18 protein-coding genes are annotated in these 24253 nt (G+C 59.5%); 9 read left to right on the forward strand and 9 right to left on the reverse strand.

Going from position 1 to position 24253, the window contains the following annotated elements; translation table 11 throughout:
- Positions 1 to 11 precede the first annotated feature (11 nt).
- From araD1 to hmeg3_RS19025, 9 genes are all read right to left on the reverse strand, one after another.
- On the reverse strand, positions 12 to 1010 hold the full coding sequence (gene araD1 / locus hmeg3_RS18985) for an AraD1 family protein (protein WP_094565111.1): 999 nt from the start codon (positions 1008 to 1010) through the stop codon (positions 12 to 14).
- Positions 1011 to 1022: 12 nt separating this feature from the next.
- The gene (locus tag hmeg3_RS18990) at positions 1023 to 2771 is read right to left on the reverse strand and encodes an IlvD/Edd family dehydratase (protein ID WP_094565112.1); all 1749 of its coding nucleotides are present in this window, start codon (positions 2769 to 2771) and stop codon (positions 1023 to 1025) included.
- 109 nt (positions 2772 to 2880) lie between these two features.
- Positions 2881 to 4080, reverse strand: a complete 1200-nt coding sequence (mmsB, locus tag hmeg3_RS18995) for a multiple monosaccharide ABC transporter permease (RefSeq protein WP_198361727.1) — start codon at positions 4078 to 4080, stop codon at positions 2881 to 2883.
- Between the two features lies 1 nt (position 4081).
- Positions 4082 to 5620: a multiple monosaccharide ABC transporter ATP-binding protein gene (mmsA, locus tag hmeg3_RS19000; RefSeq protein WP_094565114.1), complete on the reverse strand. Its 1539-nt coding sequence runs from the start codon at positions 5618 to 5620 to the stop codon at positions 4082 to 4084.
- Between the two features lie 199 nt (positions 5621 to 5819).
- Positions 5820 to 6893: a multiple monosaccharide ABC transporter substrate-binding protein gene (chvE, locus tag hmeg3_RS19005; RefSeq protein ID WP_094565115.1), complete on the reverse strand. Its 1074-nt coding sequence runs from the start codon at positions 6891 to 6893 to the stop codon at positions 5820 to 5822.
- 201 nt (positions 6894 to 7094) lie between these two features.
- The gene (gene yjfF / locus hmeg3_RS19010) at positions 7095 to 8126 is read right to left on the reverse strand and encodes a galactofuranose ABC transporter, permease protein YjfF (RefSeq protein ID WP_094565116.1); all 1032 of its coding nucleotides are present in this window, start codon (positions 8124 to 8126) and stop codon (positions 7095 to 7097) included.
- A 16-nt stretch (positions 8127 to 8142) separates the two neighbouring features.
- Positions 8143 to 9225 (reverse strand): ABC transporter permease, encoded by a 1083-nt coding sequence (locus hmeg3_RS19015; RefSeq protein WP_094565117.1) that lies wholly within the window; start codon positions 9223 to 9225, stop codon positions 8143 to 8145.
- Between the two features lie 8 nt (positions 9226 to 9233).
- Complete coding sequence (locus tag hmeg3_RS19020; protein ID WP_094565118.1) at positions 9234 to 10826, reverse strand: sugar ABC transporter ATP-binding protein; 1593 nt, start codon at positions 10824 to 10826, stop codon at positions 9234 to 9236.
- A gap of 253 nt (positions 10827 to 11079) precedes the next feature.
- Positions 11080 to 12051 carry an ABC transporter substrate-binding protein gene (locus hmeg3_RS19025; protein ID WP_094565119.1) on the reverse strand — a complete coding sequence of 324 codons (972 nt, stop codon included), beginning with the start codon at positions 12049 to 12051 and terminating at the stop codon, positions 11080 to 11082.
- 387 nt (positions 12052 to 12438) lie between these two features.
- Between hmeg3_RS19025 and hmeg3_RS19030 the strand changes: the two genes are divergently transcribed.
- From hmeg3_RS19030 to hmeg3_RS19070, 9 genes are all read left to right on the forward strand, one after another.
- Positions 12439 to 13341: an aldose 1-epimerase gene (locus hmeg3_RS19030; RefSeq protein WP_094565120.1), complete on the forward strand. Its 903-nt coding sequence runs from the start codon at positions 12439 to 12441 to the stop codon at positions 13339 to 13341.
- A 14-nt stretch (positions 13342 to 13355) separates the two neighbouring features.
- Positions 13356 to 14333, forward strand: a complete 978-nt coding sequence (locus hmeg3_RS19035) for a 2-dehydro-3-deoxygalactonokinase (RefSeq protein ID WP_094566453.1) — start codon at positions 13356 to 13358, stop codon at positions 14331 to 14333.
- A 59-nt stretch (positions 14334 to 14392) separates the two neighbouring features.
- The gene (locus tag hmeg3_RS19040; protein WP_094565121.1) at positions 14393 to 15046 is read left to right on the forward strand and encodes a 2-dehydro-3-deoxy-6-phosphogalactonate aldolase; all 654 of its coding nucleotides are present in this window, start codon (positions 14393 to 14395) and stop codon (positions 15044 to 15046) included.
- A gap of 123 nt (positions 15047 to 15169) precedes the next feature.
- On the forward strand, positions 15170 to 16318 hold the full coding sequence (dgoD, locus tag hmeg3_RS19045; protein WP_094565122.1) for a galactonate dehydratase: 1149 nt from the start codon (positions 15170 to 15172) through the stop codon (positions 16316 to 16318).
- Positions 16319 to 16489: 171 nt separating this feature from the next.
- Positions 16490 to 17650 carry an MFS transporter gene (locus hmeg3_RS19050; RefSeq protein WP_094565123.1) on the forward strand — a complete coding sequence of 387 codons (1161 nt, stop codon included), beginning with the start codon at positions 16490 to 16492 and terminating at the stop codon, positions 17648 to 17650.
- 39 nt (positions 17651 to 17689) lie between these two features.
- Positions 17690 to 18049, forward strand: a complete 360-nt coding sequence (gene czcI, locus hmeg3_RS19055) for a cation efflux protein, CzcI family (protein ID WP_094565124.1) — start codon at positions 17690 to 17692, stop codon at positions 18047 to 18049.
- 77 nt (positions 18050 to 18126) lie between these two features.
- Complete coding sequence (locus hmeg3_RS19060) at positions 18127 to 19359, forward strand: TolC family protein (protein WP_094565125.1); 1233 nt, start codon at positions 18127 to 18129, stop codon at positions 19357 to 19359.
- A gap of 12 nt (positions 19360 to 19371) precedes the next feature.
- The gene (locus hmeg3_RS19065; protein ID WP_094565126.1) at positions 19372 to 20667 is read left to right on the forward strand and encodes an efflux RND transporter periplasmic adaptor subunit; all 1296 of its coding nucleotides are present in this window, start codon (positions 19372 to 19374) and stop codon (positions 20665 to 20667) included.
- 208 nt (positions 20668 to 20875) lie between these two features.
- On the forward strand, positions 20876 to 24091 hold the full coding sequence (locus tag hmeg3_RS19070) for a CusA/CzcA family heavy metal efflux RND transporter (protein ID WP_094565127.1): 3216 nt from the start codon (positions 20876 to 20878) through the stop codon (positions 24089 to 24091).
- Positions 24092 to 24253 lie beyond the last annotated feature (162 nt).

Raw genomic sequence — 24253 nt, forward strand, 5'->3', positions numbered from 1 at the left:
TTAAATTTTGCTTAGAGCACATTGACTTGCGGATGCGGCACATCGTCAAGGCTCAAACGATTGCGCAGCGCCGGGCCGAATGCAGCGACGTCGATTTCGAACGTCTCGCCGGGTGCGACGGAGATGTTGTCCGAGCAGCTCAACGTCGCCGTGCCGAAGAAGTGAATGTGCACATCGCCGGGACGACGGAACAGCGGGTATTTGAAGTGATGGTATTCAAGATTGGCGACGGTGTGCGACATGTTGTCTTCGCCACTGAGGAAAGGCTTCTCCCAGCGCACCTTACCGTCTTGCGCACGGATACGCGACATACCTTGCACGTGCGCAGGCAGTTCGCCCACCAGCAACGCCGGACCAACCGAACAGACACGCAACTTGGAATGCGCCAGAAACAGGTAGTTTTGACGTTCCGTGACGTGATCCGAGAATTCGTTGCCGATGGCGAAACCCAGGCGATACGGCTGGCCGTTATCGCCGATGATGTACAGGCCGGCGATTTCAGGCTCTTCACCACCATCGAGCGCGAAGTGCGGCATCGCCAGCGGCTCTTCCGCAGCGCGCACGATGGAACCGTCGCCCTTGTAGAACCATTCCGGCTGCACGCCGATCTTTCCGGCAGCAGGCTTTCCGCCTTCGAGACCCATGCGGAACATCTTCATGCTGTCGGTCAGGTTGTCACCCGCACCGTCGAGCTTCTTGTGCATGGCGTCACGGCCGTCGGCGCTGCCCAGATGGGTCAGGCCGGTGCCGGTGACGTAGCAGTGCGCCGTGTCTTCATGGTCAAGTGGAGCCAACAGGCTGCCGCTTGCCGCGACCTGCGCGTAGTCGACAACGGTCGAACCGAGCGCGGCGTTGGCGAAGTCCTGCAGAGAACTTTTCTTGGCAATGGCGGCACGCGCCAATGCGTAGGTACTGCGATAGCCATCGACAACGCGGATCTTCTTGCCGTCAGCGTCGAGAACGCCGACGTGACGATTGCCGTCAGCTTGTTTGAATTGCACCAGCAACATGCTTGTTACTCCTTAATGAGAATGCTTAGGGACGGCAGCACCACGGCAACCGACCAGGAAATCGAAATCGCAGCCTTCATCGGCCTGCAATACGCGGTCGATATACAGCGACTGATAACCGCCCTGCATTGCCGGTTTGACCTGTGCCAATTTTTCGGCGCGGGCGGTCTGGCGCTGGGCCATTTCTTCGTCGCTGATATCGAGATGCAGACGGCCGGCGGCGCAATCCATTTCGATCCAATCGCCGTCCTGCACGATACCCAACGGTCCACCGGCAGCCGCTTCCGGCGCCACGTGCAATACCACGGTGCCGTAGGCCGTGCCGCTCATGCGTGCATCGGAAATCCGCACCATGTCCTTGACGCCCTGCGCCAGCAGCTTGGGCGGCAAGCCCATGTTGCCGACTTCAGCCATACCCGGATAACCCTTGGGGCCGCAATTCTTCATCACCAGTACCGAGCTGGCGTCAACGTCCAGATCAGGATCGTTGATGCGTTCTTTGTAATGCGTGAAGTCTTCAAACACCACCGCCTTGCCGCGATGCTTCATCAGTTCCGGCGAAGCAGCAGATGGCTTCAGGACAGCGCCGCGTGGCGACAGATTACCGCGCAGGATGCAGATGCCGCCATCATCGATCAGCGGGTTGTCGAGTTTGCGTACGACCTCATCGTTGTAGATCGGCGCATCCTGATTGTTTTCCCACAGCGTCTTGCCGTTGACAGTCAATGCGTTCTTGTGCGGAATCAGATCGGCTTCGCCGAGACGGCGCAACACCGCTGGCAAGCCGCCGGCGTAATAGAACTCTTCCATCAGGAAGCGGCCGGAAGGTTGCAAGTCAACGATAGTTGGCGTGCCTCGGCCGACGCGCGTCCAGTCTTCCAATTCCAGGTCGACACCCATACGGCCGGCGATTGCCTTCAGATGGATAACTGCATTGGTCGAACCACCAATGGCAGCGTTGACGCGAATGGCATTTTCAAACGCTTCACGTGTCAGGATCTTGGACAAGGTCAGGCCTTCCCACACCATGTCGACGATACGCATGCCGGACATGTGCGCCAGCACGTAGCGGCGCGAATCAACGGCTGGAATCGCCGCGTTGTGCGGTAAGGATGTACCCAGCGCTTCGGCCATGCAAGCCATGGTCGAGGCAGTACCCATGGTGTTGCAGGTACCGGCCGAACGCGACATGCCGGCCTCGGCCGACATGAATTCATGAATCGAAATCTTGCCCGCCTTGACTTGCTCGCTCAATTGCCAGACCACAGTACCGGAGCCGATGTCCTTGCCTTCGTGCTTGCCGTTCAGCATCGGACCGCCGGTGACGACAATCGCCGGGACGTCGCAACTGGCTGCGCCCATCAGCAATGCCGGCGTGGTCTTGTCACAGCCGACCAGCAGTACGACCGCATCCAGCGGATTGCCGCGGATCGATTCTTCGACGTCCATGCTGGCCAGATTGCGCGTGAGCATGGCGGTCGGACGCAGGTTCGACTCGCCGTTGGAAAACACCGGAAACTCCACCGGGAAACCACCTGCCTCGATGATGCCGCGCTTGACGTGTTCGGCGATCTTGCGGAAGTGCGCATTGCACGGTGTCAGTTCGGACCAGGTGTTGCAGATGCCGATAACCGGCTTGCCTTGAAACTCGTGATCGGGAATACCTTGATTCTTCATCCAGCTGCGGTACATGAAGCCATTCTTGTCGGCTGTACCGAACCATGCTGCCGAACGCAGCGTGCGCTTCTTGTCGATAGTCATTTACTCATCCAATGGAATAATGCGGTCGCCACCTCCCGATGTGGCGACACTGATCAAAACCGGCTGCAAACATCAACTTTTGCAGCCACCCCCTCGTGCAGAATTTTTATTATTTATTTTTGTTGTAGACGTCAAAGAACACTGCGGCCAACAACACAAGACCTTTGATCACCTGCTGATAGTCGATGCCGATACCCATGATGGACATACCGTTGTTCATCACGCCCATGATGAAGGCTCCAATGACCGCGCCCATCACCTTGCCGACACCGCCGGTGGCGGATGCGCCGCCGATGAAGCAAGCCGCGATCACGTCCAGCTCAAAACCGGTACCGGCTTTCGGCGTCGCGGTATTCAGGCGGGCCGCGAAGATCAGGCCGGCCAGCGCCGCCAGCATGCCCATGTTGACGAAGGTGTAGAAGCTCACGCGCTCGGTCTTGATGCCGGACAGCTTGGCGGCTTTTTCATTGCCGCCGACAGCGTAGACGCGACGACCGATCGTAGTACGATTGGTGACAAAGGTATAGACCACCATCAGTGCGAACATGATGATCAGCACATTCGGCATACCCTTGTAGGACGCCATCATGTAGCTGAAGGCGATGATCGCGACAGCAAACAAACCGTTCTTCAGCAGGAAGAATAAAGCTGGCTCTTCTTCCATGCCATGCTTGACTTGCTTGCTGCGGCCGTGGACTTTCACCGCCAGCAAGATTGCGGCTGCCGCCACGCCGACCAGCAACGAGGTCAGACGCACGCTGCCGGTATCGGCAAAGAATTCAGGAATGAAGCCCGAGCTCAGCAACTGGAAGCCGCGTGGGAATGGTCCCACCGACTGGCCTTCGAGCAACGCCAGCGTGAGGCCCTTGAACACCAGCATGCCCGCCAGCGTGACGATGAAGGACGGGATGCGGAAGAACGCCACCCAATAGCCTTGCGCCGCACCGATGGCCGCGCCGGCGATCAGACAGATGATGGTAGTCAGGATGAAGTTGACTTCGTAGTTGACCATCAGCACCGCGGCCAGCGCACCAATGAAACCGACCACAGAGCCGACCGACAAGTCGATGTGCCCGGCGACGATCACCATCAGCATACCCAGCGCCATGATCACCACGTAGCTGTTTTGCAGTACCAGATTGGTCAGGTTGAGCGGCTGCATCAGCGTGCCGTCGGTCATGACCTGGAAGAAGGCCATGATCGCCACCAGCGACAGCAGCATGCCGTATTCGCGCATGTTGTTCTTAAGGAAGCCGGCGTACTCCCGCTTGGCTTCAGGGACCGCATCGAGCGTAGGTGTCTTGCTCATTTCATTGTTCTCCATTCTTCACATTCCTTACGATAGCGCGCATGATTTTCTCTTGCGATGCCTCCGCCGCGGCAAACTGGCCGACGAATTGCCCTTCGTTCATGACATAGATCCGGTCGCACATGCCCAGCAGTTCCGGCATTTCCGACGAGATCATGATGATGCACTTGCCCTCGGCAGCCAGTTGGCTGATCAGGGTATAGATTTCAAACTTGGCGCCGACGTCGATGCCGCGTGTCGGTTCGTCCAGGATCAGCACTTCCGGATTGGAGAACAGCCACTTGCTGAGCACCACCTTTTGCTGATTGCCACCGGATAGATTGACCACGCGCTGCAGCACGCTGGAACAGCGAATGCGCATCTTGCTGCGAAAATCGTCCGCCACCTTGAATTCGCGCGCCTCGTCGATCACCGATTTGTCGGAAACCGCATCCAGGTTTGCCAGCGAGATGTTCTTCTTGATGTCTTCATCCAGCACCAGGCCGTCGCCCTTGCGGTCTTCAGTCACGTAAGCGATACCGTGATTGATCGCCTTCTGAATCGTGCTGACGTCGATCTTCTTGCCATGCAAGTGAACTTCCCCACTGATCTTGGCGCCGTAAGCGCGGCCAAAAATACTCTTGGCCAGTTCAGTACGGCCGGCGCCCATGAGGCCTGCGATGCCGACGATCTCGCCCTTGCGTACGTTGAAATCAATGTCCTTGATCACTACGCGTTCAGGATGAATCGGATGATGCACGCGCCATTGCTTGACTTCAAAAATGGTTTCGCCGATCTGCGGCTCGCGCTTTGGATACCGGTCCGCCATCTCGCGGCCGACCATGTTCTGGATGATGCGGTCTTCACTGATGGCTTCCTTGCGGCAGTCGAAGGTATCGACCGTGGCGCCGTCGCGCAGCACGGTGATGGAATCGGCGACTTTGGAAATCTCGTTGAGCTTGTGCGAAATCAGGATGGACGAAATGCCCTGGGCCTTCAGCTCCAGCAGCAGTTCGAGCAAGGCATCGCTATCGCTTTCGTTGAGGCTGGCGGTAGGCTCGTCGAGGATCAGCAGCTTGACCTCTTTCGACAAGGCCTTGGCAATTTCGATCAACTGTTGCTTGCCGACGCCGAGGTTGGTGATCAGCGTCGACGGAGGATCCTTGAGGCCGACCTTGGCCAACAATTCTTTCGCTTTGGCGTAGGACTGCTCCCAGTCGATCACGCCGCCGGTGGCTTGTTCGTTGCCGAGGAAAAGATTCTCGGTAATCGACAGCAGCGGCACCAGTGCCAGCTCCTGATGGATGATGATGATGCCGACACTTTCGCTGTCGACGATATCTTTGAATTCGCGTGTCTGGCCCTGATAAACGATGTCGCCGGAATAAGTGCCGTGCGGATAGACGCCGCTAAGGACTTTCATCAGGGTGGATTTGCCGGCGCCGTTCTCGCCGACCACGGCGTGGATTTCGCCGGTGCGCACTGCCAGGTTGACGTTGTTGAGCGCCTTGACACCTGGGAATGTCTTTTCAATTCCGCGCATTTCCAGAATTGTACTCATGTGTTCTGACCTCTTCTTCTGCTCCGGCCTGCCATGGTGGTGGGATGTTGCGGGCCGCTTTCCCGGTCCAGGCCGCTGCAAAAATACCGCAACGATACCTTCTCCGGAAACACCAACCCCGCGCGCACGGCGCGGGGCTGCTTTTTTGTCCGGTCAGCCTTCGCTGACCGAAACATACTTACCTGGTCGAACAAGCAAATTACTTCACTTGTGCTTCGGTGTAGTAGCCGCTGCCGACCAGCACTTCTTTCCAGTTGCTGGCGTCAACGCTGACCGGCTTCAACAGGTACGAAGGGATGACCTTGACGCCATTGTTATAGGTCTTGGTGTCGTTGATGGTTGGTGCTTTGCCCGACAATACGGCGTCAACCATGGAAACAGTGACCTTGGCCAGTTCACGTGTGTCCTTGAAGATGGTCGAACGCTGTTCGCCGCGGATGATGGACTTGACCGAAGGCACTTCCGCATCCTGACCGGTCACGACCGGCATTGGCAGCTTCGGTGTACCGTAGCCGACGCCCTTGAGCGACGAGATGATACCGATACTGATACCGTCATATGGCGACAGCACTGCATCAACGTGCGCATTGCCGTAATAGGCGCTCAGCAGGTTATCCATGCGGGCTTGCGCAGTCGCGCCGTCCCAACGCAGGGTCGCAACCTTGTCCATGCCCAGCTGTTTGCTGCGCACGACCAGCTTGCCCTTGTCGATGTATGGCTTCAGCACCGACATGGCACCGTTGTAGAAGAAGAATGCGTTGTTGTCGTCAGCCGAGCCGCCGAACAGTTCGATATTGAACGGACCCTTGCCGCCCTTCAGATCCAGCGCCTTTTCGATGTACGACGCTTGCAGCACGCCGACCTGGTAGTTATCGAAAGTTGCGTAGTAGTCGACGTTCTTGGAGTTGCGGATCAGGCGGTCATACGCGATGACCTTGATGCCTTTGTCGGCAGCTTTTTGCAGCACATCGGACAAAGTCGTACCGTCGATCGCAGCGATAACCAGTACTTTCACGCCCTTGGTCACCATGTTCTCGATCTGCGCCAGCTGATTCGGGATGTCGTCTTCTGCGTATTGCAGGTCGGTCTGGTAGCCTTTTTCCTTGAATACCTTGACCATGTTGTTGCCGTCGGCAATCCAGCGAGCCGACGATTTGGTCGGCATGGAGATCCCGATCAGGCCTTTGGTCTGGGCGCTGACTTGCGCGCTCACAGCCATCAGACCCATGCTCAGGCCGAGTGTCAGCCCGGCCAATACCGATTTGAGTTTCATACTTCTTGTCTCCTAAGTTGTTTGTTGTTTTACTAGCAATGCAGAACGCGCGGGGGACGTTTTATTCTGCAAGGCCTCTACGATAACCATTAGAGCAATACATTTCTAATGATTTTTTTCATGAAACCAATATTGTTTTCAGCATCACTTTTTGCGCAAACACCGTAATTATCAACAACTCGCGTCTACAGTATTTGCGACTTACGCTGCCTGCGCGGTTGGTTTGACGACAGCGCCGCCGGTATTCGCATCTGAAGCCTTGGCCGCACCCAGCGACATTAAGCGCTGAGCCAGACAAAACACGAACAGCAACACGCCAATCACAATCTTGGTCCACCACGAACTCAACGTGCCGTCAAAAGCGATCAGGGTCTGGATTACGCCCAGGATCAGCACGCCGGTCAGCGTCCCTGCCACGTAACCGTAGCCGCCGGTCAGCAAGGTGCCGCCGATGACCACCGCTGCGATGGCGTCCAGCTCCGTGCCTTGCGCATGCAAACCGTAGCCGGACAACATATAGAACGAGAACAATACACCCGCCAGTGCCGCGCAGAAACCACTGAAAGCGTAAATCGCGATTTTGGTGCGACCGACCGGCAAACCCATCAGCAAGGCCGAGTGTTCGTTGCCGCCGATCGCATAAACGGCGCGGCCGAAACGGGTGAAATGCGCCAGATAGATCGCCAGCACCAGCATCAGCACCGCGATCACCACGCTGGGCGAGACAAAGGCGTCGCCGAGTCCCAGCTCCAGCCGCGTCTGCGACATCGCCACGTACAAGGGATCGTCGATGGTAATGGAATTGATGCTGATCAGATAACACAAGCCGCGCGCCAGGAACATCCCCGCCAGTGTGACGATGAAGGGCTGCAGCTTGAAAAAATGGATCAGCGTGCCCATCGCCGCACCGAACAAGCCGCCCAGCATCAGCACGCAGACGATCACCAGCAAGGGATGCCAATGCCATGCATGCAGCAGATACGCCGAGATCATCGTCGTCAGCGCCAGTACGGAACCGACTGACAGATCGATGCCTCCCGACAGAATGACGAAGGTCATGCCGATGCCGATCACCAGCAGAAAAGCGTTGTCGATCAGCAGGTTGAGCACCACCTGCGCCGAAAAGAAGCCGTCGTAGGCGACCGAACCCATCGCGAACAGCACCACCAGCAAGGCGACGGTGACCAGCGAGGTGAAGTAAGGCGTCGCCAGCAAGGAGCGAAAATTCTTCATGATTTATCCTGAATGCTTAGACTTGATTGCCCGATTTGAACAAGCGCAGGCGGCGGAACTCAGGTGACTGCGACAGACAAACCAGGAACACCACCACCGACTTGACCACCATATTGACTTCCGGCGGCACGCCCAGCGAATAAATGGTGTAGGTCAGCGCCTGAATGATCAGCGCGCCGATCACGCTGCCGACCAGGCTGAACTTGCCGCCGGCCAGCGAGGTGCCGCCCAGCGTCACGGCCAGGATGGCGTCCAGCTCCAGCAGCAGGCCGGCGTTGTTGGCGTCGGCGCTCTTGATATTGGCGCTGATCATCAGCCCTGCCATACCGGCGCAGGCGCTACAGAAGATATAGACGAAAAAGATCAGCGCTGCCGTACGGATACCCGCCAGGCGCGACGCCACCGGGTTGATGCCGACCGACTGGATGAACAGTCCCAGCGCCGTCTTGCGCATCAGCAGCGCCAGCACAATGAACATGCCGGCCACGATGAATAGCGAGAACGGTAAGCCGAACAGATAGCCGCTGCCGATGTAGAAGAACGGCTTGTAATACACCGTGATGATCTGTCCATCGGTCATCAGCTGCGCCAGGCCACGCCCCGCCACCATCAGGATCAGCGTCGCGATGATGGGCTGCAAGCCCAGCGTCGCTACCAGCAGGCCGTTCCACGCGCCGCACAGGATTGCAGCCCCCATTGCAGCGGCAATCGCCCAACCCATGGGGATATTGCTGGCGTATTCCTGCACGCCGTTGTTCATCACCATGGTGCCGCCGATCAGCATCGCCGCGACCGTACCGGAAATCGCCACAACCGCGCCGACCGAAATATCGATGCCGCGTGTGGCAATCACCAGCGTCATGCCCAGCGCCGCCAGCATCAGCGGCGCTGCGCGGTTGACGATGTCGATCACGCTGCCGTACAGATGGCCGTCCTTGAGCTCGATGCGGAAGAAACCCGGAATCATGAAGAAATCGATCAGCAACAGTACTGCCAGCGCCCCCAAAGGACGTGCCAACGGATGGTGCAAAGCGTGACGCAACCCCCGCCAACCAGCGACGCCGTTCTTGTCCTGCCCAGAAACCAGATTTGAATTCATTGATGCACTCACACTGCTTCTCCCACCATTTTGCCCGCACTCTTGCCCACACTTTCGCCTGCGATCACCTGCAATACCGACGCATCGTCGAGCTCGCCGCGCAGGTATTCGCCGCAGCCTTCACGATCGCGCAGCACCAGCATGCGGTCGCTGCAGCGCAGGACTTCGGGTATTTCGGAAGAAATGAAAAGAATCGCCATGCCTTTGTGGCACAACGCCATGACGAAATCCATGATCTCCTGCTTGGCGCGCACGTCGATACCGCGCGTCGGTTCATCCAGGATCAGCATGTCGGGATCGGTCGCCAGCCAGCGTGCCAGCAATGCTTTTTGCTGATTGCCGCCGGACAGTGAACCGATCGGCGTATCGATGTCGGGCGTCTTGATGCCCAGCCATTTCACGTAATCGGAGGCAATCTGCTGTTGGCGCTTGCGGGGAATCACGTGCAGCAGGCCATTGCGTGCTTGTAACGCGAGGATGATATTTTCACGCACCGACAGCTCCAGAATCGCGCCCTCTTTCTTGCGGTCTTCGGAGCAGAAACCGATACCCGCCGAAATCGCATCGCGCGGCGTGGAAAATTTTACTGCCTCACCCTTGATGCTGATCGTGCCGCTGTCGGCCTTGTCGGCGCCGAACAGCAAGCGCGCCGCTTCGGTACGGCCGGAACCGAGCAGGCCGCACAGGCCGAACACTTCGCCGGCACGCAAATCCAAATCTTGCGGCGCAAGCGCGCCCTTGCGTCCCAAGCCGCGCGCCTGCAGAAATACTTCGCCATCGCGGGCGGCCGGCGTGATCTCGGCATTGGCGGCCAAGGCATTGCCTGCGGCGGTGGCATCGATCTGCACGCCCACCATCTTGTTGACCAAGTCGAGCCGCGACAATTCGCTGGCGGCGTATTCGCCTTCACGTACGCCGTTGCGCAGTACGGTGATGCGGTCGGAGATTTCGTAAGTCTGATCAAGGAAATGCGTGACGAACAAGATCGCCATGCCTTCGTCACGCAGGCTGCGCAAGACTTTGAAGAGCAGTTGCACTTCCGCTTCATCAAGACTGGAAGTAGGCTCATCGAGAATCAGCACGCTGGCCGACACGCTCACCGCACGTGAGATCGCCACCATTTGCTGGATCGCCAACGGATACGAAGACAGCGGCTTTTGCACGTCGATATGCAAATCGAGCTTGGCCAGCAGCTTGGTCGCGCGGCGGTGCATCGTGGTCCAGTCGATGGGACCGAAGCCGCCCCATTTGCGCGGGTAGCGGCCGATGAAGATATTCTCGGCCACCGATAAGTTCGGGCACAGATTCACTTCCTGATACACCGTGCTGATGCCAAGCTGCTGCGCTTCCAGTGTGGAGCCGGGCTGAATCGCATGGCCCTTCAGCAAGATGCGGCCGCTGTCGGGCGTGTACACACCGGTCAGCACTTTGATCAGGGTTGACTTGCCGGCGCCATTTTGCCCCATGAGGGTATGGACTTCGCCGGGATAGAGACGCAGGCCGACATCTGTCAGGGCCTTCACGCCGGTGAATGCTTTGTGGATGCCGATTAATTCCAGCGCCGGTTCGGCACTGGTGGCAACTCTGGTTGCGTTCGACATGGCAATTCCAGAAAAGAAAAGACGGCGGACCTAAAATTTAAGCCCGCCGTACAAAGCCTTTTTTTACAGAAGGCCCGACACCATGCCGATGACAGGATGCAATCATCGCCTTATCAACAGACAGCCAATGGCATGGTGTCAGACCCTCAAGGCCCAGGGGGATACTCCAGAGGAGGAGAACAAGACCGGGGACGTCGCCGCCCCCGGCGATACGATCAACACTGATTCAGAGTAGTCTCTGAATCAACACCGATCAATATTTACGATTAGGGAATTCCTTGGCTGCCACTTCCGCAGGGAATACGCCTTCTTCCGTTGTGATGCGCTTCGGCACTTCCTTGCCGGCCTTCACATCCTTGGCGATCGACATGAGTTGTGGTCCGAGCAACGGGCTGCACTCGACGGTGACGTTGAGCTTGCCGGCCATCATGGCTTCAAACGCGCCCTTTACGCCGTCGATGGAGATCACGAGGATATCCTTGCCCGGTTTCAGGCCGGCTTCTTCGATCGCCTGAATAGCGCCGATGGCCATGTCGTCGTTATGCGCGTAAAGCACATTGATCTTCTTGCCGTCAGCCTTCAAGAAAGCTTCCATCACTTCCTTGCCCTTGGCGCGGGTGAAATCGCCGGTTTGCGAGCGGATGATCTTCAGGTTCGGATTGGTCTTGATGATTTCTTCGAAACCGGCCTTGCGGTCGATTGCCGGTGCCGAGCCGACAGTACCTTGCAATTCGACGATGTTGATGTCGCCGGCAGGCATGGTCTTGGCGCGATCCAGCAACCAGCGTGCGGCACGGCGGCCTTCTTCAACGAAATCGGATCCGATGAAAGTCACATACAGCGATTTGTCGGTGACGTTGACGGCGCGGTCAGTCAGGATCACAGGGATCTTGGCGGCCTTGGCTTCGCGCAGGACGGTGTCCCAGCCCGACTCAACCACCGGCGAGAAAGCGATCACGTCGACTTTTTGTGCGATGAAAGAGCGGATCGCCTTGACCTGGTTCTCTTGCTTTTGCTGCGCATCGGCGAATTTCAGGTTTACGCCGGCCTTCTTGGCCGCGTCCTTGATCGAAACGGTATTGGCGGTGCGCCATTCGCTTTCGGCGCCGACTTGCGAAAAACCCATTGTCAGCGGCTTGTCTGCGGACATGGCGGTGGACATGACGCCCAAGCCCAAAGTCATGCAAACGGCGGCGCCCAGCAGTGTTCTGCGTGTCATTTTCATTGCGTTGTCTCCAATTATGTTTATCAACACGATCTGTTTTTATTGGTGTCCGGCGTGATCGAACCGAGGGTGATCCGACTTGTACGCCGTCATTTTGCGTGTTCGCTTGCACGTGGCGTGCAGCGAAATGTGCGGATCAATATTAGGAGCGTGAGGAATATCTATCCAATGAATTTTTCGTACCTTCCGATACTGAAACAGACATGACGCTTTACCTGACTACATCCGTGACGGAATGCTGAAATCGAGATCATTTTTGATATCAATCTTCATTAATTTTTCATTATTCCGCATCAGTAGCGAATGTTAGGATCGGCCCTGTTTTACCCAAGCGGAGCAGACCGCACAGCATCCGCATTGATATTTGAGACAAGCAAACGAGACGCCATGACTACACCCGCCATTGAAGTGCTCACCCTGCAATCGGGTCGGCAACGCCTTAGCGTATTGCCAACCTTGGGAGCAAGCGTCGCAGCCTGGGATCTGCAGTGGCGCGGTCAATGGACGCCTTTGTTTCGCCCTTGGGCTGGCGGCAGCGATCTCTATACGACGGCGTGCTTCCCGCTGGTGCCATGGTCCAATCGCATCACCGAAGGCGGCTTCATGCACAAGGGCCTGCACTACCCGGTGTTGCAAAACCGTACCGGAGAAAACTACCCCATCCATGGCGACGGCTGGCTGCAGGCATGGCAAGCCGAAGCCTATACCGACAGCAGCGTGGTATTGACGCTGAGTTCGGAACAATACGACGGCGATCCCTACACCTATGCCGCGACGCAAACGCTGACCTTGCGTGACGACGGCCTGGAGATCGACCTGCAAGTCACCAACCGTGGTGCAGACGAACTGCCCTTCGGCCTTGGCCTGCACCCTTACTTTACGCGCAATGCTGCGACGCGGCTGCAATCGCGCGCCGACGGCGTCTGGCTGTGCGGCGCTGATCCGATTCCGACCGGCCATACGCAGCATTTTCCGGCGACCTTTGACTACAACCAGTTTGCGCCGGTGGATTTCCCTGCCGACGGACCGCTGATCGACAACTGTTTCACCGGCTGGGATGGCGTCTCCCGCATCGACTATCCCGACCGCGGCCTGCGCATCGAGATGCGCATGGAAGACTGCAACGGCTACAGCCTGATGTACCGCCCACCCGGCCTCGACTATTTTTGCCTGGAACCGATCACGCATCCTATCGATGCCTTCCATATGCCTGGCCGCGATGGCCTGGTCAATCTGGTTCCCGGCGCTTCGATGCGACTGCTCACACACTTCAAGGTGAGCGAACTCTGAACATGACACAAGCAATGCAAACATCTTCATCCACCGGCCTGATTGCGCTCGACTGGGGCACGTCGTCCCTGCGCGCCTATCGTTTCGACAAACAAGGCAAGGTCGTCGACAAACGTGCGCTGCCCTGGGGCATCATGAATTTACCGCCCGCCGAAAACGGCGCAGATACTATCAACGACGATAGCACTGACGCCGGTTTCCGACGCGCACTGCAAGCCGCTTGCGGCGATTGGCTGCGCGAGGCGCCCGGCACGCCGCTGATCGCAGCAGGCATGGTCGGCAGCAAACAAGGCTGGCGCGAAGCACCGTATCTCGACGTACCGCTGGCTGTGAGCAACATCGGCAAATCGCTGACCACCGTCGATACCGGCCTCGGCACCCCGCTGCACATCGTATCCGGCTTGCTCGAACGTTCCGCCCTGCCCAATGTGATTCGCGGTGAAGAGACGCAGGTCGCCGGCATCCTCGACCAGTTAAACGTGGAGGACATCCTGATCGGCCTGCCGGGAACGCATTCCAAGTGGGTGCATGTCACTGGTCGCCGCATTACGCATTTCGATACGTTCATGACCGGCGAGATGTATGCCGCGCTGTCCAATCACACCATCCTCGGCCGCACCATGCAACGCGACGGCGCGCCTGACGAGGCCGCCTTTCTGCGCGGCGCAGGCGTGGCAAAAACCGCGGACGGCCGCGCAGGCATGCTGTCGAACATTTTCAGCAGCCGCACGCTGGGCCTGACCGGCGAACTCTCGCCACGCGCCCAGGCCGATTATTTGTCGGGTCTTCTGATCGGTCACGAAATCGCAGCGCTGCTGGCATTGGCCGATGGCCGCCTGCAAACGCGCATCGCGCTGATCGGCGACGACATGCTGTGCCAACGCTACCGTCAGGTGCTCGCGCTGTACGGTGTCACGCAAGTGGAAATCGCAGAGGCAGCAACTGAACACGGTCTGTGGAAACTGGCCGAACACGCCGGCTTGATTGCCTGATTACCCGATTACCCGATCCCATTTCGTCACTACGTTTTAGTCATAAAGAAAGCAGAACCATGCTGAAGAATCTTTTCCAACGCGCGCTCAGAGACTGTGGCCTCATCGCCATTCTGCGCGGCGTGCGCCCCGACGAAGTCGAAGCCATCGGCAACGCGCTGTACGAAGCAGGATTTCGCGTCATCGAAGTGCCGCTCAATTCGCCGGAGCCCCTGCAAAGCATCGCCACGCTGCGCCGCACGCTGCCGGCCGACTGCATCATCGGTGCTGGCACCGTGCTCAGCCCCGAAGCTGTTTTACAGGTCAAAGAAGCCGGCGGCGAACTGATCGTCATGCCGCATAGCGACGCGCGCGTCATCACCGCCGCCAAAGAAGCCGGATTGTGCTGCGCACCGGGCGTGGCGACAGTCACCGAAGCTTTCGCTGCACTGGCGGCGGGTGCCGACGTACTGAAGATGTTCCCGGCCGAGCAACTCGGACCGCACGTGGTCAAGGCCTGGCGCGCGGTCATTCCGGCATCGGTGGCGCTGCTGCCGGTAGGCGGCATTCTGCCGAGCAGCGTGTCGGTATTCATCGATGCCGGCGCATCCGGCTTCGGTCTCGGCTCGGCGCTGTACAAACCTGGCCTGACCGCAGCTGCCGTCGGCGAAAACGCCAAGGCCTTCGTCAGCGCCTGGCAAACCCGTGCAGCCGCCAGCGCCAGCATTAGCTAATAACGCCAGGAAAAATAGGCAAATCAACCAGACAAACGCCGGCCGCCAGAACCGGCCAAGCATTTAACCAGCTCTGCCATCGACCATGGCCGGGCACTACTCAGAGAAACGGATATCTCTCCGATGAAAATCACCAAACTGACCACCTTTATCGTTCCACCGCGCTGGTGCTTCCTGAAGATTGAAACCGACGAAGGCATCGTCGGCTGGGGTGAACCGGTCGTCGAAGGCCGCGCACACAGCGTCGCTGCCGCCGTGGAAGAACTCGCCGACTACCTGATCGGCAAAGACCCGCGCCACATTGAAGATCACTGGACCATCCTCTATCGCGGCGGCTTCTACCGCGGCGGCGCCATCCACATGAGCGCACTGGCCGGCATCGATCAGGCCCTGTGGGACATCAAGGGCAAGGCGCTCGGCGTGCCGGTCAGCGAATTGCTGGGCGGCCCGGTGCGTGACAGCATCCGCGTGTATTCGTGGATCGGCGGCGATCGTCCCGCCGACACCGCAAAGGCCGCCAAGGATGCCGTCGCGCGTGGCTTCACCGCCGTCAAGATGAACGGCACTGAAGAACTGCAATTCATCGACACCTATGACAAAGTCGAAGCCACGCTGGCCAACGTCGCCGCCGTGCGTGAAGCCGTCGGTCCGAACATCGGCATCGGCGTCGACTTCCACGGCCGCGTGCACAAGCCAATGGCAAAAGTGCTGATCAAGGAACTGGAGCCATACAAACTGATGTTCATCGAAGAACCGGTCTTGAGCGAAAACTACGAAGCCCTGAAAGAGATCGCCCATCTGACCGCGACGCCGATCGCGCTGGGCGAACGTCTGTATTCACGCTGGGATTTCAAACGCATCCTCAGCGAAGGCTACGTCGACATCATTCAGCCTGACGTCTCGCACGCCGGCGGCATCACCGAAACACGCAAGATCGCCACCATGGCCGAAGCCTACGACGTCGCGCTGGCGCTGCACTGCCCGCTCGGTCCGATTGCGCTGGCAGCTTGCCTGCAGGTCGATGCGATCTCGTACAACGCTTTCATCCAGGAACAAAGCCTCGGCATTCATTACAACGAAAGCAATGACTTGCTCGACTACGTCACCAAACCGGAAGTGTTCAGCTACAAAGATGGCTATGTGACAATTCCGAACGGGCCTGGGCTGGGTATCGAGATCAATGAAGAGTATGTGAAGCAGCGTGCAGAAGTCGGTCATCGCTGGCGCAACCCCATCTGGCGACACAAAGACGGCAGCTTCGCCGAATGGTAAAACCTGTCGGGGTCCTACTGCGGACCGCGAACAGGTTTCGATCTCTTTGAGTTCGCACGATTCTCTTCAATATATTTCATCCAAGCGGCCCGTATCTGCTCAGCAGAGCGGGCCGCAGCCACGTAAAATAGCGGTTTCCTTCCGCAGTAAAACCCATCAGGACTTTCAAGCATGCATTGGCCTCTCTTCGCCCTCGCCGTCGCTGCCTTCGGCATCGGCACTACAGAATTTGTGATCATGGGGCTGTTGCCTGATGTCGCGCGCGACCTCGGCGTGTCTGCGCCGGCGGCCGGCATGCTGGTCTCCGGCTATGCGCTGGGCGTGGCAGCGGGTGCGCCGGTACTGGCGATTCTCACCGCCAAGTGGCAGCGCAAGCGCGCTCTGGTCGGTTTGATGTGCCTGTTCATTCTTGGCAACGTGCTGTGCGCGATTGCGCCCAACTACAACTTCCTGATGGTGGCGCGCGTGGTGACGGCGTTCTGTCACGCCGCGTTCTTCGGCATCGGTGCAGTTGTGGCGGCAGAACTGGTGCCACGTGAAAAGCGCGCCCAAGCTGTGGCGCTGATGTTCACCGGCCTCACTGTCGCCAATATTCTCGGTGTGCCGTTCGGCACGGCGTTAGGACATGCCGCCGGTTGGCGCTCGACTTTCGGGGCGATCACGCTGATCGGCCTTGCCGCCGTCATCATGCTGTGGGTCTGCCTGCCGAAAAAGATCGCCATGCAAGGCGGCAGCATTTTCAAGGAATTCCGCGCCATCATTCATCCGCAGGTTCAATTGGCGCTGCTGACCAGCACGCTGGCCTCGGTCAGCATGTTCAGCGTGTTGACGTATATCGCCTACATCCTGCTCGACGTCACCGGTTTCACCGCGCATCAGGAAAGCTGGGTGCTGCTGCTGTTCGGTGCGGGCATCACGGTCGGCGGTCTGATCGGCGGACGTCTGGCGGATTGGCGCTTGATGCCGGTGCTGTTTTCGATGTTCGTCTGCATCGCGCTGATCCTCGTGCAATTTTCGTGGAGCAGCCACTACCAGTTACCGACGCTGATCACCATGTTCGTCTGGGGTGCGTTCTCGTTTGCGGTGGTACCGGCGGCGCAGATTCGTGTGCTGGATAAGGCCAAGGACGCGCCAAATCTGGCGTCGACCCTCAATCAGGGCGCCTTCAACGTCGGCAATGCCACTGGCGCATGGTTGGGCGGGCTGGCGATTTCGGCGGGCCTGCCGTTGACCGATCTGCCGCTGCTGGGCGCGGGCGTGTCGGTGCTGGGCTTTTTAACGGTGTTGACATCGGCCATGCTGGATCGGCGTGCAGCGCGCGCCGCGGCGTAATTTGGGTGTTCTGAAAAAGTCCCGTTATAATGCGCTGCCATGAAACGCTATGTCCTCATTTTCCTGCTGATGCTGCTGCCCCTCCAGTTTTCCTGGGCGGCCGTGGCATCGTATTGCCAGCATGAAAGTAATCCCGCTGCAGAGCACGTCGGCCATCATGCCGCTGCCGACAACAAGCTGGGTCAGGACAGCGACAAAAATGGCGACAGCAAGCTCAACACCGGCAGCGACGCCGATTGCAGTTTCTGCCATTTTTCCTGCAGCAAGCCGATGAATTCGCACGCGGCTTGGACGCCTCCCCTGCAGGAAAAGAATAGCTTCACTCCCTCATTACCCCCGCTGTATCTCTCCCACATCGGGGAATCCCCCGAAGAGCCCGACTGGAAACTCGCCGCTTAAGCCGGCGGGTCGTCTTCCTTTTTTCATACCACTGCTGACCGCTCGCCGAATTCCTTCCCTTTCATCCGGAGAATTCGATGTACACCCGTTTCTACCCGCTGGGACTGGCGCTTCTGCTCGCCTGCCCGGCCTACACGCATGCGCAGGAGGCGGCAACGCCTATCACACTGAGCAATGCCGTCGCGCTCGCGCTCGACAACAATCCTGAACTGTCTGCCGCCCGGCACGAACTGGAGGCGGTCGACGCCACCGTCACACAAGCCGGCGCACGCCCCAATCCCGAACTGTCGACGCTGATGGAAGACACGCGCAAAAGCACGCGCACCACCACCATTCAGCTCAACCAGCCGATTGAACTCGGCGGCAAACGCGCCGCCCGCATCGGCGCCGCCGAACGTGCACGCGAGGCCGCACGCATCGAGCTCACCATCCGGCGTGATGAAATCCGCATCGCCGCCACGTCGGCGTTCTTCACGGTGCTGACAGCACAGGAACGCCGCCGTCTGGCGCAGGAATCCGCCGACCTTGCCCGTAGCGCCGCCGACGCCACCGGCCGTCGCGTCACTGCCGGAAAGATCTCACCGGTGGAAGAAACCCGTGCGCGTGTCGCCGCTGCCTCTGCACGGCTGGAGCTGAGCCAGGCCGACGGCGAACTCGACCTCGCGCGCCGCCGCCTCGCCGGCCTGTGGGGCAATGCCCAGCCGCGCTTCACGCTGGCCGAAGGCACCGCCGGACAATTGCCGCCGCTACCGGCTATCGCCGATATCGCGGAACGCAGCGCCGATGCGCCGCAACTGCGGCTAGCCCGGATCGAAGTCGAACGCCGTCAGGCATTGAGCAAGATCGAAAGCAGCAAACGCATTCCGGATGCCACGCTAAGCCTTGGCAGGAAGCGCGATGAAGAAGCCGGCCGCAGCATGTGGGTGGTCGGCGTGTCGATGCCGCTGCCTTTCCTCGACAGTAATCGCGGCAACCTGGAAGAAGCATTGCGCCGCACCGACAAAGCACGTGACGAACTGGCCGCTGCCGAGACGCGCCTGCGCACCGACATCGCGCAGGCGTATGAAAAACTGCGCAACGCCCATGCCGAAGTCGCCGTCCTGCACAGCGACATCCTGCCCGGCGCGCAGAGCGCCTACGCCGCCGCCGGCAAGGGCTTCGAACTCGGTAAGTTCAATTTCCTGGAAGTGCTCGACGCCCAGCGCACCTTGTTCCAGGCGCGCTCGCAATACCTGCGTGCGATCTCCGACGCCCACCTTGCCTCGGCCGAACTGGAGCGCCTGCTCGGTTCCGCTGGCCCCAACCAATAACCGGACGCCATCATGACCAAGAAACAGAAACTCACCCTCGCCGCGATTGCGGCCATCACGGCGCTGCTGGCCGCACTGATCCTGCTCAGCGGCGCAAGCAAATCCGCACCGGCTGATGCCCATGCCGAAAGCGGCCATGACCATGCTGCAGAAAAAACCACCAAGGACGATCGCAAAGAAGAAGGCCATAAGGAAGCCAAAGACGAGCATGGCGACCACAAAGACGACGATGAGAAAGGTCACGACGACAAGGGTCACGATGAAAAGGGTCACGAAGAAGACGGCAAGATCGCCTTCAACGAACAGCAACTGAAAACCGCCGGCATCGTCCTCGACACCGCCGCGCCCGGCCGCATCCGCACCAGCCTGCAACTGCCCGGCGAAATCCGCTTCAACCAGGACCGTACCGCGCACGTGGTGCCCAAGGTGAACGGCGTGGTCGAATCGGTCAGCGCCAATCTCGGCCAGCAGGTGAAGAAGGGACAAGTACTCGCTGTCGTCAGCAGCAGCACGGTGTCGGAGCAACGCAGCGAATTGCTGAATGCGCAGCAGCGACTGACGCTGGCGCAGGCGACCCACGCGCGTGAGAAAACCCTGTGGCAGGAAAAAATCTCCGCCGAACAGGATTACCTGCAAGCCGGACAGGCATTGAAGGAAGCCGAAATTGCCGTGCGCAATGCACAGCAAAAGCTGGCCGCCATCGGTGCAGGTACAAGTTCTTCAGGACTGAACCGCTATGAGATCCGCGCCCCCTTCGACGGCATCGTCGTCGAGAAGCATCTCGCGCTCGGCGAAGCAGTGAAGGAAGACGCCAGCATCTTCACCATCTCCGACCTGTCCAGCGTCTGGGCCGAAATCACCGTCGCCGCACGCGACATGAACGCCGTACGCGTGGGTGAAAACGTTACCGTCAACGCCACCGCGTTCGCCTCCAGCGCCAGCGGCAAGATCGCCTACGTCGGTGCGCTGCTGGGTGAACAGACACGTACCGCCAAGGCCCATGTGATCTTGCCCAATCCCGGCAACGCCTGGCGTCCCGGCCTGTTCGTCAACGTCGAGGTGCTGGCGCAGGAAATCGAGGTCGCGCTCGCCGTCGCCGCCGATGCGGTGCAGTCGGTCGAGCAGAAACAGGTGGTCTTCGTGCGTGTTGCCGACGGCTTCAGGAAACAGGAAGTGACATTGGGCCGCACCGACGGCAAGCGTGTCGAGATCATCAAGGGCCTCAGCGCGGGTGATGTCTACGCCGCCGCAGGCAGCTTCGTCATCAAGGCTGAACTGGGCAAGGGGAGCGCCGAACATGCGCACTAAAACCTGCTTGATATCTTACTGCGAGGCCATGATCCGGCGTCGGGCGGTGCTCGGAATCCTCATGTACTCAAGTACATTCCAAGGATTCCAACTGAGCTCCGCTCCGGCCGCCACCGGCTGATGGCCTCTCGCTACAGATCTCAAGCAGGTTCTAAACCCATGCTTCATCCCTACTTCATCTCCCACTCCGAGCGAGAAGGACACTCCCATGTTTGAACGCATCATCCGCTTCGCCATCGAGCACCGATGGCTGGTCTTGCTGGCCGTCTTCGGCATGGCGGCCTACGGCGTCTACAGCTATCAGAAGCTGCCCATCGACGCCGTGCCCGACATCACCAACGTCCAGGTACAGATCAACACCTCCGCGCCCGGCTACTCGCCGCTGGAAACCGAGCAGCGCATCAGCTTTCCGATTGAAACGGTCATGTCCGGTCTGCCCAATCTGGAGCAGACACGCTCGCTGTCGCGCTACGGCCTGTCGCAGGTGACGGTCATCTTCAAGGACGGCACCGACATCTACTTTGCACGCCAGTTGGTCAACGAACGCATCCAGGAAGCGCGCAGCAAGCTGCCGTCCGGTATTGATCCCGCGATGGGACCGATCTCGACCGGTCTCGGCGAAATCTACCTGTGGACGGTTGAAGCCAAAGACGGTGCGAAGAAAGCCGACGGCACGCCCTACTCGCCCGCCGACCTGCGCGAAATCCAGGACTGGATCATCAAGCCGCAACTGCGTAATGTCACCGGCGTGACCGAGATCAATTCCATCGGCGGCTATGCCAAGGAATACCACGTCGCCCCTTCCCCGGCCAAGCTGGCCTCGTACGGCCTGACGCTGCAAAACGTCGCCGCCGCGCTGGAACGCAACAACGCCAACGTCGGCGCCGGCTACATCGAGAAGCGCGGTGAACAATACCTGATCCGCGCACCGGGACAGGTGGCTTCGCTCGACGATATCCGCAACATCATCCTCGGCAACGTGCAAGGCGTGGCGATCCGCATCCGCGACGTGGCCGAGGTCGGCATCGGCCGTGAACTGCGCACCGGCGCCGCCACAGAGAACGGCCGCGAAGTGGTGCTCGGCACCGTCTTCATGCTGATCGGCCAGAACAGCCGCACGGTGTCGCAAGCGGTCGACAAGAAGATGGCCGAGATCAACCGCTCGCTGCCCGAAGGCGTACAGGCCGTCACCGTATACGACCGCACAGTGCTGGTCGACAAGGCCATCAATACCGTCAAGAAAAACCTCATCGATGGCGCGGTGCTGGTGATCGCGGTGCTGTTCCTGTTCCTCGGCAACATCCGCGCAGCCGTGATCACGGCGATGGTGATTCCGCTGGCGATGCTATTCACCTTCACCGGCATGGTGTCCAACCACGTCAGCGCGAACCTGCTGAGCCTGGGCGCGCTCGACTTCGGCATCATCATCGACGGCGCCGTCGTGATCGTGGAAAACTGCGTGCGCCGCCTGGCCCATGCGCAGCAGCATCACGGCCGGCCGCTGACGCGCAGCGAACGCTTCCACGAAGTCTTCGCAGCCTCGCGTGAAGCGCGCCGCCCACTGCTGTTCGGCCAGCTCATCATCATGATCGTGTATCTGCCGATGTTTGCGCTGACCGGTGTCGAAGGCAAGATGTTCCAGCCGATGGCCTTCACCGTGGTGGCAGCCTTGCTGGGCGCGATGATTTTGTCGGTCACCTTCATCCCGGCGGCGATTGCCCTGTTCATCGGCGACAAGGTCGACGAAAAGGAAAACGCCCTGATGCGCGCCGCCAAGCGCGCCTACGCGCCGCTGCTGCAAGCCTCGATGCGCAACAAGCCGGTGGTGCTGTCGCTGGCGGGGGCCGTGATCGTCCTATGCTCGTTGCTCGGCACCAAGCTGGGCAGCGAGTTCGTGCCCAGCCTCAACGAAGGCGACCTGGCGATCCAGGCCTTGCGCATCCCCGGCACCAGCCTGACGCAATCGGTGGAAATGCAGCAGCAGCTGGAACGCACGCTCAAGGACAACTTCCCCGAGATCGAGCGCGTGTTCGCCCGCACCGGCACCGCCGAAGTGGCGTCCGACCCGATGCCGCCGAACATCTCCGACGGCTACATCATGCTCAAGCCAGAAGACCAATGGCCCAAGCCGCGCAAAACCCGCGACGAACTGATCATCGCCATCCAGGAAACCGTCGCCACCCTGCCCGGCAACAGCTACGAGTTCTCGCAGCCGATCCAGTTGCGTTTCAATGAACTGATCTCGGGCGTGCGCAGCGACGTCGCGGTCAAGGTCTTCGGCGACGACATGGACGTGCTCAACGACACCGCCGCCAAAATCGCCGGTGCCTTGGGCAAGATCCCCGGCGCAACCGAAGTCAAAGTCGAGCAATCGACCGGCCTGCCGATGCTGACCGTCAAGATAGACCGCGAGAAGACCGCCCGCTACGGCCTCAACATCGGCGACGTGCAGGATACGATCTCCATGGCCATCGGCGGCAAGGAAGCCGGCGCGCTGTTCCAAGGCGACCGCCGCTTCGACATCATCGTGCGGCTGCCGGAAAACGAACGCAACGACCTCGACGCCATCAAGCGCCTGCCGATCCCCTTGTCGCACAGCGACGGCAAGCTCAGCTACATCCCGCTGGGCGAAGTAGCCGACTTCAACATCGCCCCCGGCCCCAACCAGGTCAGCCGCGAAAACGGCAAGCGCCGCGTCGTCGTCAGCACCAACGTGCGCGGACGCGATCTCGGTTCCTTCGTCGACGCCGCCGCCGCCGGCATCGCCGCGCAGGTAAAAATCCCGGCCGGCTATTGGATCGCCTGGGGCGGCCAGTTCGAGAACTTGCAGTCGGCAACGCAACGCCTGCAAATCGTCGTGCCGGTCGCCTTGCTGCTGGTGTTCGTCCTGCTGTTCGCGATGTTCAACAACGTCAAGGACGGCCTGCTGGTCTTCACCGGCATCCCGTTCGCCCTGACCGGCGGCGTGCTGGCGCTGGCGATGCGCGGCATCCCGTTGTCGATCTCGGCCGCCGTCGGCTTCATCGCGCTGTCAGGCGTGGCGGTGTTGAACGGCCTGGTCATGATCGCCTTCATCCGCACCCTGCGCGAAGAAGGCCGCTCGCTCGACGACGCCATCTTCGAAGGCGCCATGACGCGCCTGCGACCGGTACTAATGACCGCACTAGTGGCGTCGCTGGGATTCGTGCCGATGGCGTTGGCAACCGGCACCGGCGCGGAAGTGCAACGGCCGCTGGCGACGGTGGTCATCGGAGGGATTTTGTCGTCGACGTTGTTGACGTTGCTGGTGTTGCCGTTGTTGTATCGGTTGGTGCATGCGGGGGATGCTGAAGATGGCGATGCGGTTCGCGCATCGTCGTCCTGGTATAGCCGATTGCGCGACTGGATGCGTGGCAGAATACGTCGAAGGGCGTCAACGAATTAAAATGAAAACGCTCCACAACAAAGTCGTTGTGGGGCGTTTTTTAATATTTTTCTGCTTCTAGCCGATTGCGGCCATCCATTTCATATAAGCCGTTACTCTCGAGTAGCTTTTCAGCGGCTCTTGACGCAATAAATTGACCACGTTTTTGATGGATTTTTACGC

It is taken from the genome of Herbaspirillum sp. meg3 (assembly GCF_002257565.1).
Taxonomy (GTDB): Bacteria; Pseudomonadota; Gammaproteobacteria; order Burkholderiales; family Burkholderiaceae_D; genus Herbaspirillum.

Excerpts from the sequence above, each read along its gene's own strand:
- hmeg3_RS19060 (WP_094565125.1), top strand. The coding sequence starts at position 18,127 with ATGTACACCCGTTTCTACCCGCTGGGACTGGCGCTTCTGCTCGCCTGC.
- araD1 (WP_094565111.1), bottom strand. The coding sequence starts at position 1,010 with ATGTTGCTGGTGCAATTCAAACAAGCTGACGGCAATCGTCACGTCGGC.
- hmeg3_RS19015 (WP_094565117.1), bottom strand. The coding sequence starts at position 9,225 with ATGAATTCAAATCTGGTTTCTGGGCAGGACAAGAACGGCGTCGCTGGT.
- mmsA (WP_094565114.1), bottom strand. The coding sequence starts at position 5,620 with ATGAGTACAATTCTGGAAATGCGCGGAATTGAAAAGACATTCCCAGGT.
- hmeg3_RS19035 (WP_094566453.1), top strand. The coding sequence starts at position 13,356 with ATGCAAACATCTTCATCCACCGGCCTGATTGCGCTCGACTGGGGCACG.
- hmeg3_RS19030 (WP_094565120.1), top strand. The coding sequence starts at position 12,439 with ATGACTACACCCGCCATTGAAGTGCTCACCCTGCAATCGGGTCGGCAA.
- hmeg3_RS19040 (WP_094565121.1), top strand. The coding sequence starts at position 14,393 with ATGCTGAAGAATCTTTTCCAACGCGCGCTCAGAGACTGTGGCCTCATC.
- hmeg3_RS19065 (WP_094565126.1), top strand. The coding sequence starts at position 19,372 with ATGACCAAGAAACAGAAACTCACCCTCGCCGCGATTGCGGCCATCACG.
- hmeg3_RS18990 (WP_094565112.1), bottom strand. The coding sequence starts at position 2,771 with ATGACTATCGACAAGAAGCGCACGCTGCGTTCGGCAGCATGGTTCGGT.
- chvE (WP_094565115.1), bottom strand. The coding sequence starts at position 6,893 with ATGAAACTCAAATCGGTATTGGCCGGGCTGACACTCGGCCTGAGCATG.
- hmeg3_RS19025 (WP_094565119.1), bottom strand. The coding sequence starts at position 12,051 with ATGAAAATGACACGCAGAACACTGCTGGGCGCCGCCGTTTGCATGACT.
- yjfF (WP_094565116.1), bottom strand. The coding sequence starts at position 8,126 with ATGAAGAATTTTCGCTCCTTGCTGGCGACGCCTTACTTCACCTCGCTG.
- dgoD (WP_094565122.1), top strand. The coding sequence starts at position 15,170 with ATGAAAATCACCAAACTGACCACCTTTATCGTTCCACCGCGCTGGTGC.
- hmeg3_RS19070 (WP_094565127.1), top strand. The coding sequence starts at position 20,876 with ATGTTTGAACGCATCATCCGCTTCGCCATCGAGCACCGATGGCTGGTC.
- hmeg3_RS19020 (WP_094565118.1), bottom strand. The coding sequence starts at position 10,826 with ATGTCGAACGCAACCAGAGTTGCCACCAGTGCCGAACCGGCGCTGGAA.
- hmeg3_RS19050 (WP_094565123.1), top strand. The coding sequence starts at position 16,490 with ATGCATTGGCCTCTCTTCGCCCTCGCCGTCGCTGCCTTCGGCATCGGC.
- czcI (WP_094565124.1), top strand. The coding sequence starts at position 17,690 with ATGAAACGCTATGTCCTCATTTTCCTGCTGATGCTGCTGCCCCTCCAG.
- mmsB (WP_198361727.1), bottom strand. The coding sequence starts at position 4,080 with ATGAGCAAGACACCTACGCTCGATGCGGTCCCTGAAGCCAAGCGGGAG.